General features: G+C 57.2%; 15 protein-coding genes. 8 read left to right on the forward strand and 7 right to left on the reverse strand.

The window, feature by feature from the left end:
* Window positions 1-59: 59 nt before the first annotated feature.
* Window positions 60-464, reverse strand: coding sequence for a DUF2177 family protein (locus tag AACY07_RS19410; protein ID WP_133078993.1), 405 nt, complete (start codon window positions 462-464; stop codon window positions 60-62).
* A 23-nt stretch (window positions 465-487) separates the two neighbouring features.
* The gene (locus AACY07_RS19415) at window positions 488-1,324 is read right to left on the reverse strand and encodes a CvfB family protein (RefSeq protein WP_219262941.1); all 837 of its coding nucleotides are present in this window, start codon (window positions 1,322-1,324) and stop codon (window positions 488-490) included.
* 358 nt (window positions 1,325-1,682) lie between these two features.
* On the opposite strand from AACY07_RS19415, the gene AACY07_RS19420 reads away from it, so the two are divergent.
* Both AACY07_RS19420 and AACY07_RS19425 read left to right on the forward strand, forming a co-directional pair.
* Window positions 1,683-1,862 (forward strand): hypothetical protein, encoded by a 180-nt coding sequence (locus tag AACY07_RS19420; protein WP_003441690.1) that lies wholly within the window; start codon window positions 1,683-1,685, stop codon window positions 1,860-1,862.
* Window positions 1,863-2,052: 190 nt separating this feature from the next.
* Entirely contained in the window at window positions 2,053-2,775 is a 723-nt protein-coding gene (locus AACY07_RS19425) for a TorF family putative porin (protein ID WP_339476871.1), read from the forward strand.
* Window positions 2,776-3,285: 510 nt separating this feature from the next.
* On the opposite strand, the gene AACY07_RS19430 is transcribed toward AACY07_RS19425, so the two are convergent.
* Window positions 3,286-4,632 (reverse strand): DEAD/DEAH box helicase, encoded by a 1,347-nt coding sequence (locus tag AACY07_RS19430; RefSeq protein ID WP_133078990.1) that lies wholly within the window; start codon window positions 4,630-4,632, stop codon window positions 3,286-3,288.
* A gap of 192 nt (window positions 4,633-4,824) precedes the next feature.
* Here AACY07_RS19430 and AACY07_RS19435 point away from each other — a divergent pair, with 192 nt between their 5' ends.
* Window positions 4,825-6,111, forward strand: a complete 1,287-nt coding sequence (locus AACY07_RS19435) for a mechanosensitive ion channel family protein (protein ID WP_339476873.1) — start codon at window positions 4,825-4,827, stop codon at window positions 6,109-6,111.
* Window positions 6,112-6,196: 85 nt separating this feature from the next.
* Here AACY07_RS19435 and AACY07_RS19440 read toward each other — a convergent pair whose 3' ends face one another.
* The 3 genes from AACY07_RS19440 to AACY07_RS19450 form a co-directional block, all read right to left on the reverse strand.
* Entirely contained in the window at window positions 6,197-6,757 is a 561-nt protein-coding gene (locus tag AACY07_RS19440; protein ID WP_339476876.1) for an RBBP9/YdeN family alpha/beta hydrolase, read from the reverse strand.
* 41 nt (window positions 6,758-6,798) lie between these two features.
* Window positions 6,799-7,659 (reverse strand): carboxylate/amino acid/amine transporter, encoded by an 861-nt coding sequence (locus tag AACY07_RS19445; RefSeq protein ID WP_219262939.1) that lies wholly within the window; start codon window positions 7,657-7,659, stop codon window positions 6,799-6,801.
* A 261-nt stretch (window positions 7,660-7,920) separates the two neighbouring features.
* Window positions 7,921-8,520 carry an FMN-dependent NADH-azoreductase gene (locus AACY07_RS19450; protein WP_339476879.1) on the reverse strand — a complete coding sequence of 200 codons (600 nt, stop codon included), beginning with the start codon at window positions 8,518-8,520 and terminating at the stop codon, window positions 7,921-7,923.
* Between the two features lie 155 nt (window positions 8,521-8,675).
* Between AACY07_RS19450 and AACY07_RS19455 the strand changes: the two genes are divergently transcribed.
* The 4 genes from AACY07_RS19455 (at window position 8,676) to aqpZ (ending at window position 13,187) form a co-directional block, all read left to right on the forward strand.
* Window positions 8,676-9,599 carry a LysR family transcriptional regulator gene (locus tag AACY07_RS19455; protein ID WP_133078986.1) on the forward strand — a complete coding sequence of 308 codons (924 nt, stop codon included), beginning with the start codon at window positions 8,676-8,678 and terminating at the stop codon, window positions 9,597-9,599.
* Window positions 9,600-9,760: 161 nt separating this feature from the next.
* Window positions 9,761-10,324, forward strand: coding sequence for a peptidylprolyl isomerase A (locus tag AACY07_RS19460; protein ID WP_019828735.1), 564 nt, complete (start codon window positions 9,761-9,763; stop codon window positions 10,322-10,324).
* Window positions 10,325-10,452: 128 nt separating this feature from the next.
* Window positions 10,453-12,285, forward strand: coding sequence for an ABC transporter ATP-binding protein (locus tag AACY07_RS19465; RefSeq protein ID WP_339476882.1), 1,833 nt, complete (start codon window positions 10,453-10,455; stop codon window positions 12,283-12,285).
* A gap of 200 nt (window positions 12,286-12,485) precedes the next feature.
* Window positions 12,486-13,187 carry an aquaporin Z gene (gene aqpZ / locus AACY07_RS19470; protein WP_133078984.1) on the forward strand — a complete coding sequence of 234 codons (702 nt, stop codon included), beginning with the start codon at window positions 12,486-12,488 and terminating at the stop codon, window positions 13,185-13,187.
* 18 nt (window positions 13,188-13,205) lie between these two features.
* Here the strand turns inward: aqpZ and AACY07_RS19475 are convergent, their stop codons facing one another.
* Window positions 13,206-14,330 (reverse strand): GNAT family N-acetyltransferase, encoded by a 1,125-nt coding sequence (locus AACY07_RS19475; protein WP_339476885.1) that lies wholly within the window; start codon window positions 14,328-14,330, stop codon window positions 13,206-13,208.
* A 323-nt stretch (window positions 14,331-14,653) separates the two neighbouring features.
* Between AACY07_RS19475 and AACY07_RS19480 the strand changes: the two genes are divergently transcribed.
* The gene (locus AACY07_RS19480; protein ID WP_339476888.1) at window positions 14,654-15,946 is read left to right on the forward strand and encodes a putative porin; all 1,293 of its coding nucleotides are present in this window, start codon (window positions 14,654-14,656) and stop codon (window positions 15,944-15,946) included.
* The last annotated feature ends 13 nt before the right edge of the window (window positions 15,947-15,959 follow it).

Consider the following 15,959-nt stretch of genomic DNA (forward strand, 5'->3'; position numbering starts at 1 on the left):
AAAAGCTACGCCCGCACAAATGCAGAACAGCACAGTGTTTAACGTGCAAAAAAATAGAGTCAGGACGCCAGCTTGCGGGCCGTCCAGTAACCCGACAATGAAGCAAGACAGGTCAACAACCCGCCCCACGCCATGTCCATCAAAGCCAACTGGGCAGACCAGCCTTGCAGCGTCGCCCAGTTGGTCATGTCGTAAGTGCCATAGGCGACCAGCCCGAAGAACGCGCCGGCCAGTGCAGCTCTGCGCGCACTGGCCCGGGCAAGGGCCGGCAGCACGACAAAGAACACCACGCCCAGCACGTACATCAGATAGAACACGATGGCCGGGCCCCATTTGGGCTGCGCCAGCATCAACGAGCCCAGCAGCTCTTTATAGGTAGAGCTCATGAGCACGCCGAGCCACAGGCCGTCGAGCACCAGAAAAGCCAGTAACGCACCGATATACGCCCACACTGCCTTGCTCATCTCGCCAGCCTCCCTGCGTCAGTTCAGATCAATTCGATGCGGTCCGGGTGGATCGCAATCTTGCCTTCCTTGTACAGCGCGCCAATGGCTTTTTTGAAGTTGCCCTTGCTGACGCCAAAATGGTTGCTGATCACTTCAGGAGCACTTTTGTCGCTGACTGCCAGCACACCGTTATTGTCGCGCAACTTGCTGAGGATCTTTGAGTTCAGGCTGCTGGCTGCTTCCTGGCCGACCGGTTGCAGGCTCAGGCTGATTTTGCCGTCAGCGCGGATTTCCTTGATGAAACCTTTCTCTTGCTTGCCCGCACGCATGAACTTGAAGATTTCATTTTTGTGGATCAAACCCCAGTGCTTGTTGTTGATCACGGCTTTGAAACCCATGTCCGTGGCCTCGGCCACCAACAGATCAACTTCCTGGCCTACCTGATAGTTGGCCGGGGTTTTGTCCAGATAACGGTCCAGGCGGGCAGTCGCGGTGATACGGCGTGTGTGCTTGTCGAGGTAGACGTGCACCACGACATATTCGCCGGCGGTCATCTGGCGTTTTTCTTCGGAATACGGCAGCAGCAAATCTTTTGGCAGACCCCAATCGAGGAATACACCAATGCTGTTAACTTCAACCACTTTAAGACTGGCGAACTCACCGACCTGAACTTTTGGTTTTTCAGTGGTGGCAATTAACTTGTCAGCGCTGTCCAAATAAACAAATACGTTGAGCCAGTCTTCATCTTCACTGGGAATATCTTTGGGAATATAACGATTCGGCAACAGGATTTCGCCGTCTGCCCCGCCATCGAGATACAAACCAAAACTTGTATGTTTAACCACTTGCAAACTGTTGTAGCGACCGATTAAAGCCATGTCCAATACCCTCATTACGTAGGCGGCATTCTACCCGAGTTTAGGGGGGCAAATTGGAGCGCCGCGACCCGGTATTCAAAAAATCTGTGAAAGGTTTGATTTATCAGGATTTTCTAACGCTGTCAGGCTGCCACTCGTCAGCCTGCAGGAGGCCACCCTCCCGTCCGGCAGCACCTGAACATGTTTAAAATCCCTCCACTGTTATGAATTAAAACAGCGAGTTAGCAGGCAATTAGACACTTGCTTATGTCTTCGCCGACACCACCTCTATTATTTTACGAAGATATTTAACAAGCAATTGTCAAGTATTTCTGGTACTATCGCTGGCCAAGTTATTTTCTAAAGGTCAATAGCCGCCATGCGCGTTAAAGCATCTGCCAGCAAAGCAAAGCCAGCTCCCGCTGTAGAAACCAGTGATTCCATCAATGCTCAAATCGAAGCATTCTTGAAATCCGGCGGCGAGATCCAGCAAATCAACAAAGGCGTCAGCGGCCAAACTTTTGGCCCGTCCAAGCAAATCACGCTCGGCAAGAAGTAATACCCCCTCGCGTCATCTGGTCCTCTTGCGCTTTGCCTTCCAAGGCGCTAGGACTATCGATTTATCCCACCCTTGCGCCACATCCCTGATTCGAATCGATAAATCGACGAACGGCACTTTATTGCCGATATTCCTGCGTATGCTCCAAAGGCTCTGAATCAAGCCTTTGAGCCCATATAGGGAGCCGATTATGCTCACACGGGCGGTACTGCTGACCGGCACGTTGCTGGCCAGCACGATTGTGGATGCACAGGTCTTTTCCCGCGCACTGGGCAACTTCGACCTCAAACTGGCCACACAGCCCAGCCGCAGCATGGCTCAGGGCCTGGTCAAGCCTACAAGCCCCGGCTCGACCTTTCATGGCGGCCTGGACCTGACCCATGACAGTGGCTGGTACGCAGGCCAATGGGCACCCACCATGGGCATCAAGCCTGGCAGCAATCTGGAAGTTGATTCCTACCTGGGCTACAAACACCCCTTCGACCAAACCCTGAGCTATGAGCTGGGGGTAATCCACTACAGCTACCCCAAACTCGACTCACTGGACAGTCAGCAGATTTTTGCCGGCCTGACCGTGCTGGGCACGCGCTTTGGCGCCGCCTTCAGCAACGACCCGGACCGACGCGACAGCACGCTGTTTGCCGACCTGGGTGTCAACCAGCCCTTCGGTATCGGAGTGAGCATGAAATACACCACCCACCAACTGGGCTCCCCCGTATCCATTGCCGATGGTGGCCGCGTGAGTGCTTTCAATGACTGGTCGATAAAATTTTCCCGCCCCTGGATGGGCATCGACCTGGACCTGATCTACAGCGACTCCAGCCTGGACGGCACAGACTGTTCAGCGTATTCGGGGCAAAACGCCCAGTGTGATGGCTTGCTGACATTCAAGGCCGAACGGACTTTTTACTGAGCCCTGATTTATGGTGGGAGCAGGCTTGCTCGCGAAGTCGATCTACCTGACAAACTGCAGCGCCAGCATCGCAGGCAAGCCAGCTCCCACAGGTTTTGGGGCGTCTTCAAAACCTGTGATTTCCCTCATCACTGTGGGAGCGGGCTTGCTCGCGATGGCATCACCTCGACTTACCTGACAAACCGCAGCGCCAGCATCGCGGGCAAGTCAGCTCACAGGTTTGGGGGCGTCTTCAAACCTGTGATTTCCCCCATCACTGTGGGAGCGGGCTTGCTCGCGATGGCATCACCTCGACTTACCTGACAAACCGCAGCGCCAGCATCGCAGGCAAGCCAACTCCCACAGGTTTTGGGGCGTCTTCAAAACCTGTGATTTCCCCCTTCACTGTGGGAGCGGGCTTGCTCGCGATGGCATCACCTCGACTTACCTGAAAAACCGCAGCGCCAGCAGGCTTTTCAGGCAACAAAAAACCCGGCACAGGCCGGGTTTTTTGTAGGTTACACCTGCGCTTTATTCAGCAGCCGGTGCTTCTGGCTTGCGGCGCTTGAGCGGAGCCATGCCGTCCTTGCTGACCAACGACAGTGCATCGGTCTTCGGGCGGTTGGCAATTTTGCGCTTGGTCGGAGCCTTGGCGCCCGACTTCTTCTTGACACCCTTGGCGTCGGTTTTTTTCTTCTTCACACCAACAGCTTTGCCCGAGGCCTTGACGTTTTTCGGACCACCGTAAACGCCTTTGACTTCCTTGATGGTGCGGCGCTCGAAGCTCTGCTTCAGGTAGCGCTCGACGCTGGACATCAGGTTCCAGTCGCCGTGGCAGATCAACGAGATGGCCAGGCCATCGTTACCCGCACGACCCGTACGACCAATACGGTGCACGTATTCGTCGCCGCTGCGTGGCATATCGAAGTTGATCACCAGATCCAGGCCTTCAACGTCCAGGCCACGGGCCGCCACGTCGGTGGCTACCAGAATCTTGACGCCGCCCTGCTTCAGGCGGTCGATGGCCAGCTTGCGGTCCTTCTGGTCTTTTTCACCGTGCAAGACAAACGCTTTGTAGTCCTGAGCCACCAGACGACCGTAGATACGGTCCGCCATAGCGCGGGTATTGGTGAAAACGATCGCTTTTTGATACGTCTCGTTTGCCAGCAGCCAGTTAACAATCTGCTCTTTGTGCTGGTTGTGGTCAGCGGTGATGATTTGCTGACGCGTGGTAGCGTTCAGCTGGCTGACCTGATTGAGCTGCAAGTGCTCGGCATTGTTCAACACCTTGCCGATCATCTCGCGCAGACCCGAACCACCGGTGGTGGCCGAGAACAGCATGGTCTGCTGGCGATTAGGGCACTCGTCGACCAGACGCTGGACGTCTTCGGAGAAGCCCATGTCGAGCATGCGGTCGGCTTCGTCGAGTACCAGCACTTCAACTTCTTTCAAGTCGAGGTTGCCGGCGTTCAGTTGCTCCAGCAAACGCCCCGGGGTGCCGATCAGGATATCCGGCACCTTGCGCAGCATGGCGGCCTGGACCTTGAAGTCTTCACCGCCGGTGATCAGGCCGGACTTGATGAACGTGAACTGCGAAAAACGCTCAACTTCCTTGAGCGTTTGTTGTGCCAGCTCGCGGGTCGGCAGCAGAATCAACGCTTTGATACTTACGCGGATTTTGGCTGGACCAATCAGACGATTCAGAATCGGCAGTACGAAAGCGGCAGTTTTACCACTCCCGGTTTGAGCTGTAACCCGCAGGTCACGCCCTTCGAGCGCGAGCGGGATGGCCGCTGCTTGCACAGGCGTAGGCTCGACAAATTTAAGCTCGGCCACAGCTTTAAGCAGGCGTTCGTGCAGGGCGAAATCGGAAAACACGGGTGCTACCTCGAAGAAATACAAAAAATCAGCGGCATAGAGTAACGGTTTCGAGCGCCAAGGCCGAGTTACTTTGCACGAACGGCATGAAACAAATGGTTTTTTAGGGTCTTTAGTCCAACCTGAGCCCATAAATTGCTCTGAAGTGCTCTAATCCCATGGCCATTTATTACTGGGATATCGTTTTAGCTTATGGAAACTCAACCACTCTGGACCCAAATCCAGACCCTGTGGGCAAACCTGGATCAACATCCCTGGGTCAGTGCCATGCTGGGTCTGATCGTTCTGGTGGGCATTGCCCTGCTGGCCGGTTACCTAGCACGCATCGTGGTGTTGCGCGTGACCAAAATCCTGGGCCGTCAGCCGGCCCTGCACTGGATCAACGATTTACGCGAACACAAGGTGTTCCATCGCCTGGCGCAACTGACCCCCTCCCTGATGGTGCAGTTCGGACGCAACCTGGTGCCGGACATGAGCGACAACGGTCGCCACTTCCTTGGCAACCTGGCGCTGGCCATAACCATTTTTGTGCTCACGCGGGTGATCAGCTCACTGCTGGATGCCTTGCTCGATATTTATTCGCGCACCAATTACGCAAAGACCCGGCCGATCAAGGGCTACATTCAGCTGACTAAAATGCTGCTGTATGTGTTTTCCGCAATCATCATTGTCGCAACCCTGATCGACCGCTCGCCAATGCTGCTGCTCTCCGGCCTTGGCGCAATGTCTGCGGTCATTCTGCTGGTCTACAAGGACACGCTGTTGTCGTTCGTGGCCAGCGTGCAGTTGACCAGCAATGATTTGCTGCGCGTAGGCGACTGGATCGAGATGCCGCAGGTCGGTGCCGATGGCGATGTAATCGACATCACCCTGCACACCGTCAAAGTACAGAACTTCGACAAAACCATTGTCTCGATTCCGACCTGGCGTTTGATGTCCGAATCGTTCAAAAACTGGCGTGGCATGCAGCAGTCCGGCGGACGCCGGATCAAGCGCAGCCTGTTTATTGACGCCGCCGACATTGCTTTTTTGACCGATGAGCAGGAGCAGCGCCTGGAACAGGTACGCCTGTTGAGCGATTACCTGCATCGCAAGAAAGCAGAGCTCAAAAGCTGGAACGAAGCCCAGGGCAATGTCGCGGCCATGTCTGCCAACCGTCGGCGCATGACCAACATAGGCACTTTCCGCGCCTATGCCCTGGCCTACCTGAAAAGCCATGCCGACATTCAACCGAACATGACCTGCATGGTCCGCCAGATGCAAGCCACGCCACAGGGTGTACCCCTTGAGGTGTATTGCTTTACCCGGACCACGGTGTGGAGCGAATACGAGCAAATCCAGGGCGATATTTTCGACTATCTGTTGTCAGTGCTGCCCGAATTCGGGCTCAGCATGTATCAGCAACCGAGCGGCAATGACCTGCGCAAAGGATTGCTGAGCAAGCTGAATACTCCGCTGGAGCTGTCCAAAGACGATTGAACCCTGTGGGAGCGGGCTTGCTCGCGATTCGGGTGATGCCATCGCGTGCAAGCCTGCTCCCACAGTTCCATCACCCGGAATGAGCTCAGGCTTGCTTGAACTGTGGATCGCCTGTGAGCTTGAACAACAACTCGATCCCTTGGGGCCAGTTGCCATACCCCCCCTCACCATTGATATGCCCGGCATTTTCCAGCCATACCAGTTCGCTGCCCCAGGCATCGCTGAATGCGCTGGCCCGCTCCTGGGTGACATAGGGGTCGTTGGTACTGGCGACGGTAATTGCGTCAAAAGGCAGGGTATTGAGCGGCATCGGGCTGAAACCCGTTGTGCCTGGCGGACAACTGTCAGCTTCGGTATCGCTGGGCGCGACCAGCAGTGCCCCGCGCACACGTCGCGCCTCTTTGGGGTGCTGCTGCGCCCAACGGGCAATCAGCGTGCAGGCAAGGCTGTGGCCCACCAGCACCACAGGACGCTCACTCTTGGTGATCTTTTTCTGCAGGTTCTGCACCCAATCCGTACAAACGGGGGTTTCCCAGTTCTCCTGCTTGACCCGGTGCAGCCCGCTGTAGCGCTGTTCCCAGTGAGATTGCCAATGCTCTGTTCCCGAATTGAACAGGCCCGGCAAGATCAACACCCTGACTGTCATTCCGACTCTCCCTTTAGGCGATAGATGGACTGTGGTTGACCTTAGACCGTCACAGCCCTGCGGTCTAGCCGGCTGATCCACACGGCAAATGCAATCACCAGCCCGCCGATGAACAGTCGCCCCAGCGGCTCGTGCTGGTTCCAGATCAGCAAACTGATCAACAGGCCGACCGGCACATGCAAAATGTTCATCACAGCCAACGTGCCAACCCTGACCATGCACGCGCCTTTGTTCCACCAGTACAGGCCCAGCGCCGTAGAAATCAGCCCCAGAAATACCAGAACACCCCACTGCAAGGGAGCCTCAGGCAGGAAGTTGGCCTTGCCAAATAGCAGGAAGGCCGGCAACACCACTGCCAAAGCCCCCAGATAAAAGAAACCAAACCGCTGGTAATGCGGCACGTCGCTCGGGTAACGCGCCACCAGGCGCTTGTACAACACCTGCCCGGCGGCATAGGTGAAATTGCCCAATTGCAGCAACAGGAAGCCTCCAAAGAAGTCCGGGCTGATGCTGTCAAAGCGAATGACCGCCGCCCCCGCCACAGCTACAAGTGCCGCCACCAGCGCCCACGGGTTGAAACGGCGATTAAGGGCATCTTCGATCAGGGTCACATGCAGCGGAGTGAGGATGGTGAACAACAGCACCTCCGGCACTGTAAGCACCCGAAAACTCAAGTACAGGCAGACGTAAGTGATGCCGAACTGCAGGGCACCGATCAGCAGCATGCCACGCATAAAGCCAGGCTCTACCTGACGCCAGCGCGTCAGGGGGATGAATACCAGCCCCGCCAGCACCACACGCACCAGCACCGCAAAGTAGCTGTCGACATGTCCAGCCAGATACTCGCCAATCAGGCTGAAGGAGAATGCTTGAATCAAGGTGACAATTAACAGATAGCCCATGAATCTCTCGCCCAGGAAATCGAAACGGCTTGCCGGCAAAAACACCCGCGAGCGCATCAGAAAGTCCGCGACCTTAGCGGTTTTCCATCAACCTTTACCATCACCCTGCAAAACCCGGACAAAAAAAACCCGATCCGGCGCTATGGCTGATCGGGTACGAGCACTCAAAAAAGTGCAAAGGGAGGTTCGATGCGCGAACCGCATGCTTGAAGGAGCAATGAAGCGATTAAGCCATTCAGCGATTATCTGTCGATTAACAGCCTATGCGATTGCAGACAGCCTGGCCTTGGCCTGGTTTAAACCTTTTTCCTGGAAGTCACCGCCCAGGTTCATGCCTTCGGCATGGATAAAGGTCACATCGTGAATTCCGATAAAGGCCATGACCTGACGCAAATAGGGTTCCTGATGGTCCGAGGTGCTACCCGCGTATAGCCCGCCGCGTGCAGTCAAAACATATGCTTTCTTGCCGACCAGCAGTCCTTGCGGACCAGTTTCGGTGTACTTGAACGTCACGCCAGCCCGCAGTACGTGGTCAAGCCAGGCCTTGAGAGTGCTCGGAATCGCAAAGTTGTACATCGGGGCCGCGAGTACCAGTACATCCGCTGCCAGCAGCTCATCGGTGAGCTCATTGGAGCGCTGCAGGGAAACATGCTCGTCAGCGCTGCGTTGCGCTTCGGGCTTCATCCAGCCACCCAACAGGTTGGCATCAAGATGCGGCACCGGGTTCAGGGCCAGGTCACGAACGGTCACTTGATCAGTTGGATGTGCCGCTTGCCATTGGCTGACGAACTGCCGGGTCAACTGTCGGGAGAATGAGTCCTGCTGGCGTGCGCTGCTTTCAATGATCAGAACGTTGGACATGGCGGATAAGCTCCATCTGTAAATACGGTAAGGCGATGGCGCAGAGAATAGAGAGCATTGGTTCGATTAAAAAGCGCATTTATTTGCTACAACCTATCTATAAACCTGTTTATTTAGCGGTATCCTGTCAGCACTCCCATTCAGAGGTAATCATCGTGAAAGCGCCCCGCGTGACCCTTGATCAATGGCGTACCCTACAAGCGGTGGTCGACCACGGCGGCTTTGCTCAAGCCGCCGAAGTCCTCCATCGCTCGCAGTCGTCTGTCAGCTACACCGTGGCCCGCATGCAGGATCAACTCGGCGTGCCGCTGCTGCGGATCGACGGACGCAAGGCGGTGCTCACCGAGGCGGGCGGCGTGCTGCTGCGCCGCTCCCGGCAACTGGTCAAGCAGGCCAGCCAGCTCGAAGACCTCGCCCATCACATGGAGCAAGGCTGGGAAGCCGAGGTCCGCCTGGTGGTCGACGCGGCCTACCCCAATGCACGGCTGGTGCGTGCCCTGACCGCCTTCATGCCGCAAAGCCGTGGTTGCCGCGTGCGCCTGCGCGAAGAGGTGCTGTCCGGCGTCGAAGAAGTCCTGCTCGAAGGCGTGGCTGACCTGGCCATCAGCAGCTTCAATATTCCCGGTTACCTGGGCACCGAGTTGAGCACCGTGGAGTTTGTTGCCGTGGCTCACCCCGACCACCCCCTGCATCGCCTGCAACGGGAACTGCATTTCCAGGATCTCGAAAGCCAGCTGCAAGTCGTGATTCGTGACTCCGGGCGCCAACAGCCCCGTGACGTGGGCTGGCTCGGCTCCGAACAGCGCTGGACCGTCGGCAGCCTGGCTACGGCGGCCGCCTTCGTGGGCAGCGGGCTGGGCTTTGCCTGGTTGCCGCGGCACATGATCGAGCGCGAACTCAAGGAAGGTGTGCTCAAACCGTTGCCGCTCAATCAGGGCGGCAAGCGTCACCCGGTATTTTTCCTGTACGCCAACAAGGACAAGCCTCTGGGCCCTGCCACACAAATCCTGGTTGAACTGCTGCAAACTTTTGACACGGCCCCGCTGGATGCACCGTTTGCAGCACCGCAGCAAGCGTGAAGATCAGTGGGCAGGAACCCGATTCGAGAATATCCTGTCCAACACCCGCCGCCCGTGAACATCTGCCACTACCGGATGTAGCACGGGCATTGGTTCAATCCACAGGGCGCCACTGCCTTGTGGCATTGAACAGTCACCCCACTTTCCAGGATCACTGAACCATGCTTAAAAAAATTGCACTTGCCGCTGGCGCCATGCTGTTTGCTGCCAACCTGATGGCTGCCGATACATCCAAGGCACCTCATGTCGTTCTGGATACCAGCTTCGGCAAGATCGAAATCGAACTGGATCCGGTCAAGGCTCCGATCAGCACTGACAACTTTCTCAAGTATGTGGACAGCGGCTTCTACAACAACACCATTTTTCACCGTGTGATCCCGGGCTTTATGGTGCAGGGCGGCGGTTTCACCTCGCAGATGGCGCAAAAGCCGACCCGCGATCCGATCAAGAACGAAGCCAGTAACGGCCTGCATAACGTGCGCGGCACCCTGTCGATGGCTCGCACCTCCAACCCGAACTCTGCCACCAGCCAGTTCTTCATCAACGTGGCAGACAACGCGTTTCTGGATCCGGGCCGTGACGCCGGGTACGCCGTATTTGCCAAGGTGGTGAATGGCATGGATGTGGTTGACCAGATCGTCAACTCGCAAACCACCACCAAACAAGGCATGCAGAATGTGCCGATCGACCCGGTGCTGATCAAGTCGGCCAAGCGTATCGACTGACAGGCTGCACACAGCAGGGAGCTTTGACCTGTGCCCCGTAGCAGCTGCCGAAGGAACGAGGCTGCGTTACTGCTACGGGATGGGTAACGTCAACTAAAGGAGAGCCCGCGCTGCGGGCGTCAGTGCCCATGCTTTATCGCCGTTTCGAACAACTGATCGATATCTTCCGCGAAGCCCCTACCGCAGCCCCTCCCAGCACTGTCTGGGCGTTTTATCTCTACTACCTGCGCCAGGTCTGGCCCATGTTTGTCGCCTTGCTGGTGATCGGGCTGATAGCGGCACTGATCGAAGTCTCGCTGTTCAGCTACCTGAGCACGCTGATCGATCTGACCCAGGGCACGCCCAATACCGAATTCTTCAAGGTCCATAGCAGCGAACTGATCTGGATGGCCGTGGTGGCCCTGATCATCCGCCCGGTGTTCTTCGGCCTGCATGACCTGCTGGTGCACCAGACCCTGAGCCCGAGCATGACCAGCATGATCCGCTGGCAAAATCACAGCTATGTGCTCAAGCAAAGCCTCAACTTCTTCCAGAACGACTTTGCCGGCCGCATTGCCCAGCGCATCATGCAAACCGGCAACTCGCTGCGTGACTCGGCCGTTCAGGCGGTCGACGCCCTGTGGCACGTGCTGATCTACGCCATCAGCTCACTGGTATTGTTTGCCGAAGCCGACTGGCGCCTGATGATTCCGCTGCTGATCTGGATCGCCTGCTACATCGGCGCCCTGTACTACTTCGTCCCCCGGGTCAAAGAGCGCTCCGTGGTGTCCTCCGATGCGCGCTCAAAACTGATGGGCCGTATCGTCGACGGCTACACCAACATCACCACCCTGAAGTTGTTTGCCCATACCAATTTCGAGCAACAGTACGCTCGCGAAGCCATTATCGAGCAAACCGAAAAAACCCGGCTGGCCAGCCGCGTGGTCACCAGCATGGACGTCACGATCACCACCATGAACGGCTTGTTGATCGTCAGCACAAGCGGCCTGGCGCTGTGGCTGTGGAGCCAGTCGCTGATCAGCGTCGGTGCCATCGCCCTGGCCACCGGCCTGGTGATCCGCATCGTCAACATGTCCGGCTGGATCATGTGGGTGGTCAACGGTATTTTTGAAAACATCGGCATGGTGCAGGACGGTCTGCAAACCATTGCACAACCCATTGCCGTCACTGACCGCGAACAGGCACCACGCCTTACTGTCAGCCGCGGTGAAGTGCGCTTTGAGCACGTCGACTTCCATTACGGCAAACGCAGCGGCATCATCAGCGACCTCAACCTGGTGATAAAACCCGGCGAAAAAATCGGCCTGATCGGACCTTCCGGCGCGGGCAAGTCGACCCTGGTCAACCTCTTGCTGCGCCTGTACGACCTGCAAGGCGGTCGCATCCTTATCGACGATCAGAACATCGCCGACGTAACCCAGGAAAGCCTGCGCGAACAGATCGGCATGATTACCCAGGACACTTCGCTGCTGCACCGCTCGATTCGTGACAACTTGCTGTACGGCAAACCTGACGCTACCGACGAAGAACTGTGGGCAGCCGTGCGAAAAGCCCGGGCCGATGAGTTTATCCCGCTTCTGTCCGACGCTCAGGGCCGCACCGGTTTTGACGCCCACGTGGGCGAGCGCGGCGTCAAGCTGTCCGGCGGTCAACGCCAGCGCATTGCCATTGCACGGGTACTGCTCAAGAACGCACCGATCCTGATCATGGACGAAGCCACCTCGGCACTGGACTCCGAAGTCGAGTCCGCGATCCAGGAAAGCCTCGAAACCCTAATGCAGGGCAAAACCGTCATTGCCATCGCCCACCGCCTTTCAACCATCGCCCGCATGGACCGTCTGGTGGTGCTGGAAAACGGCCATATCGCTCAAACCGGAACCCACAGTGAACTGCTCGCACGGGGAGGTCTGTACTCACGGCTTTGGCAACATCAAACGGGTGGTTTTGTAGGCATCGACTGAGACCAAAAACACGCAAGTGTAAAGCCCGTGAAACACCACGCCAGCGCCCGGTTTCAAAGGTCTCTGGCGTTTTTTATGGCACTGGAAAAAACCCGGGCGAGTGCTGTACTTAAAACAGGATTCGGGAGAGTTCTGTAGTTAACCGCAGGACGCGACGCAGCTTCAATTGCTCGATAGATTTATCTATCCGGGACCTTCAAATGACCTTGCTCAAACGTTCGGCAACTGAGTTGGTAGGCACTTTCTGGTTGGTTCTTGGCGGCTGTGGCAGCGCAGTACTCGCTGCAGCCTTCCCCAACGTGGGTATCGGGCTGCTAGGGGTCGCACTGGCTTTTGGCCTTACCGTACTGACCATGGCATTCGCTATCGGGCATATTTCAGGCTGTCATCTGAACCCCGCCGTGTCCTTCGGGCTGTGGGTGGGTGGCCGGTTCCCTGCAAAAGAGCTACCCGCTTACATCGTGGCCCAGGTTCTGGGAGGCATCATCGCCGCCGCACTGCTGTACTTCATTGCCAGCGGCAAACCCGGGTTTGATCTGGCTGCAAGCGGGCTGGCAGCCAATGGCTATGGCGACCATTCTCCCGGTGGCTACTCGATGATCTCGGGACTGGTCTGCGAAGTGGTGATGACGGCCATGTTCATCCTCATCATCATGGGCGCCACTGACACGCGAGTCCCTGCAGGCTTCGCTCCGATCGCCATAGGTTTGGCGCTGACGCTGATCCACCTGATCTCGATCCCGGTCACCAACACCTCGGTCAACCCGGCACGCAGCACAGGCCCGGCCTTGATCGTGGGCGGCTGGGCGCTTCAACAACTGTGGATGTTCTGGCTGGCGCCACTGGTGGGCGCAGCGATTGGCGCACTGACCTATCGATGGCTGGGCAAACAGGACAGCTGAGCATCAAGGCGGCGAGGTTCAGGCCTGCCGGTAGGGCAGCGCCGACCTCGCCTCCTCTGCATACGCCAGCACCCCTGCCCGCTCACGCTGCAGAAAGTCACTGACAGCCGATTTCAGCCCCTGATGACGCAGGTAATGCCATGAGTGAGTGATCACCGGCTCAAAGCCGCGGATCAGCTTGTGCTCGCCTTGGGCACCGGCATCAAAACGCTTGATGCCCTGAGCAATGGCGTAATCCATGCCTTGGTAGAAACATGTCTCGAAATGCAGGCGATCAAACTCGGCCAGGCACCCCCAGTAACGACCATACAAACTGTCACCACCGATCAGGCTGAACGCCATCGCTACCGGGGTCGAGCCCTGCCTGGCCAGGACCACGCGAATGGATTCGGGCATACGCTCGGCCAGCAGACTGAAAAACGCCCGCGTCAGGTAAGGTGTTTGTCGCCGTACTGCGTAGGTATTGGCGTAACAGGCGTAGACAAAGTCCCATTGCGCCTCACTGACCTGTTGACCCTCCAACCATTCGAACTCGAACCCCTGAGCGGCCACTTGCTCGCGCTCTTTGCGCATCTGCTTGCGCTTGCGGGAGCTCAGGGCATCAAGAAAGTCCTGAAAATCGCGGTACTCGCGGTTCTGCCAATGAAACTGGCAACCGAGCCGCTGCATCCAGCCGGGCTGTTGCGCCAGGGCTGTATCGGCCAGCGTATCGGTGAAATTGATATGGGCACTGGAGAGCCCTTCAATCTCAAGATAACCGGGCAAAGCCGCCAGCAACTCCATCCCGTCCTCGGCACTGGCGGCCAACAAACGAGGACCACTGACCGGACTGAACGGTATGGCCGTCAACAGCTTGGGGTAGTACTCAATGCCCGCCCGCTCGCAGGCCTGCGCCCATTCGTGATCGAACACATATTCGCCGTAGGAGTGCCACTTGCGGTAGCTGGGTAACGCTGCTTGCAACCGCCCGTTTTCGTAGTGCAGCAAGTGCTCGGGCTGCCAGCCGGAATGCGGGCCCAGGCAGCCGCTGTCTTCAAGCGCGCTGAGAAAAGCGTGCCGCAAGAACGGCTGCTCCACCGGCACCAGCCCATCCCATTCCTGAGCAGTGATGGCGGACAGGCTGTCCAGTCGTTGTAACGGCATTGAGAATCCCCGGGCGCGACATGTGAGCCGCGATGGTAGCACCGCAACCGAGGTGGGCGCTGGTGTCACGCCGTGATGCCTGCGCGGGCAAGCCCGGCTCCTGCAGGTTTGGCGACCTCCGCGAGTGTCACTGACTTGCTATCAGACTGCCACTTTTCTGTCATATCCAGCCGCGATACTGGCGCCGCTTCTTAGATCACGAGGTTATGAGTGACCTGTTTGCCAACACGCTCATGACACACCCAAGCCTCGTTAACGTGAGCCCGTATAGGGCCGATTTTTCTTGAGGTGGCCAAGGCCACCTCTGCACTGGGAGATTCACAATGCGTCTTGTTTCTACACGGGTTGCGGCTGGACTGTGTGGTGGCCTGGTACTGGCCATGAGCGTTCCGGCCAGCGCAGCAGTCGATGCCCGACTGCTCGAAATGCTGAAAGCCAACGGTTCCATTTCGCCAGCTCAGTACTCCGAGCTGCAAACTGAACTCGCCAGTGAGAATCAAGCCAAGCAAGAAGCTGCGGCCAATCAGGTCAAAAAATCCGACCTCACCGCCTTCGAACAAAAAGTCGCCTGGGCAGCTAAAACCGAACTCAAGGGGGATGTCCGGGTTCGTCACGAAAACATCAAGATTGATGGCGAGTCCGATGGCAAGAACAAGGATCGTCAGCGCATTCGTGCCCGTCTGGGTGCCTACACCGAAATCAACCCGCAAGTGAACACCGGTATTCGTATCGCCACTGGCGGCGGCGACGATGCGCGCTCCACCAACCAGGATCTGGATAACTACTTCGACAAGAAGCAGTTGTGGCTGGACATGGCGTTCATCGACTATCACCCGACTGCCGTCAAGGACCTGCACCTGATCGCCGGCAAGATGGCTCAGCCCTGGGTCAGCATGGGTGATGTGATCTGGGATAGCGATATCAACCCCGAAGGCCTGGCTGCCACTTACAAGCACAACCTGGGGAACAGCGGCGTCGAGATGTTCGGTAGCGCCGGTTACTACACCCTCAAGGACAACGTCGACGGCGACGGCGTGCAATTCCGTCATGACTTGCGTCTGTACGCAGGTCAGTTGGGTGCAAAATTCGCCCCCACAGACAGCCTGAAAGTGACCTTGGGCGGTAGCGTTTACAGCTACGACAATGACAAGGACAGTGCCTGCCCTACCACCGGGACCAAGACAACCCCTTGCGCCCTGGCCGTTAACGGCAACAGCACCAGCGAGTTCCGCCTGTACGAAGGCTTCGGCCAGGTCGATATCGCCAACCTGCCGCTGCCTCTGTCCCTTTACGGCCAGTACGTACACAACGCCGCCACCGACAGCGATCAGGACGACGCCTGGCTGGTGGGTTTCAAAAGCAAGCTCAATGCCTTCAGCCTGGACTACAACTACCGCGACCTTCAGCGTAACGCCGTGGTCGGCGCCTTCACCGACTCCGACTTTGCCAACGGTACTACCGGTTCACGCGGTCACAAGTTCAAAGTGGGTTACGAAATCGACAAGAACTTTGGTGTTGGCCTGACGTACTTCCTGACCAAGGCTGACTACGTAACGTCCACCCAGAAAGATGCCAAGGCCAACACCTTGCAACTGGACCTGGAAGCCAAGTTCTAAAAGCGTCCCGTCA

It is taken from the genome of Pseudomonas sp. RL_5y_Pfl2_69 (assembly GCF_963970465.1).
Classification (GTDB): Bacteria; Pseudomonadota; Gammaproteobacteria; order Pseudomonadales; family Pseudomonadaceae; genus Aquipseudomonas.

Coding starts and splice junctions, on each gene's coding strand:
- AACY07_RS19440 (WP_339476876.1), bottom strand. CDS start 6,757: ATGACAGTCAGGGTGTTGATCTTGCCGGGCCTGTTCAATTCGGGAACA.
- AACY07_RS19425 (WP_339476871.1), top strand. CDS start 2,053: ATGCTCACACGGGCGGTACTGCTGACCGGCACGTTGCTGGCCAGCACG.
- AACY07_RS19460 (WP_019828735.1), top strand. CDS start 9,761: ATGCTTAAAAAAATTGCACTTGCCGCTGGCGCCATGCTGTTTGCTGCC.
- AACY07_RS19435 (WP_339476873.1), top strand. CDS start 4,825: ATGGAAACTCAACCACTCTGGACCCAAATCCAGACCCTGTGGGCAAAC.
- AACY07_RS19445 (WP_219262939.1), bottom strand. CDS start 7,659: ATGGGCTATCTGTTAATTGTCACCTTGATTCAAGCATTCTCCTTCAGC.
- AACY07_RS19450 (WP_339476879.1), bottom strand. CDS start 8,520: ATGTCCAACGTTCTGATCATTGAAAGCAGCGCACGCCAGCAGGACTCA.
- AACY07_RS19420 (WP_003441690.1), top strand. CDS start 1,683: ATGCGCGTTAAAGCATCTGCCAGCAAAGCAAAGCCAGCTCCCGCTGTA.
- AACY07_RS19480 (WP_339476888.1), top strand. CDS start 14,654: ATGCGTCTTGTTTCTACACGGGTTGCGGCTGGACTGTGTGGTGGCCTG.
- AACY07_RS19415 (WP_219262941.1), bottom strand. CDS start 1,324: ATGGCTTTAATCGGTCGCTACAACAGTTTGCAAGTGGTTAAACATACA.
- AACY07_RS19410 (WP_133078993.1), bottom strand. CDS start 464: ATGAGCAAGGCAGTGTGGGCGTATATCGGTGCGTTACTGGCTTTTCTG.
- AACY07_RS19465 (WP_339476882.1), top strand. CDS start 10,453: ATGCTTTATCGCCGTTTCGAACAACTGATCGATATCTTCCGCGAAGCC.
- AACY07_RS19475 (WP_339476885.1), bottom strand. CDS start 14,330: ATGCCGTTACAACGACTGGACAGCCTGTCCGCCATCACTGCTCAGGAA.
- aqpZ (WP_133078984.1), top strand. CDS start 12,486: ATGACCTTGCTCAAACGTTCGGCAACTGAGTTGGTAGGCACTTTCTGG.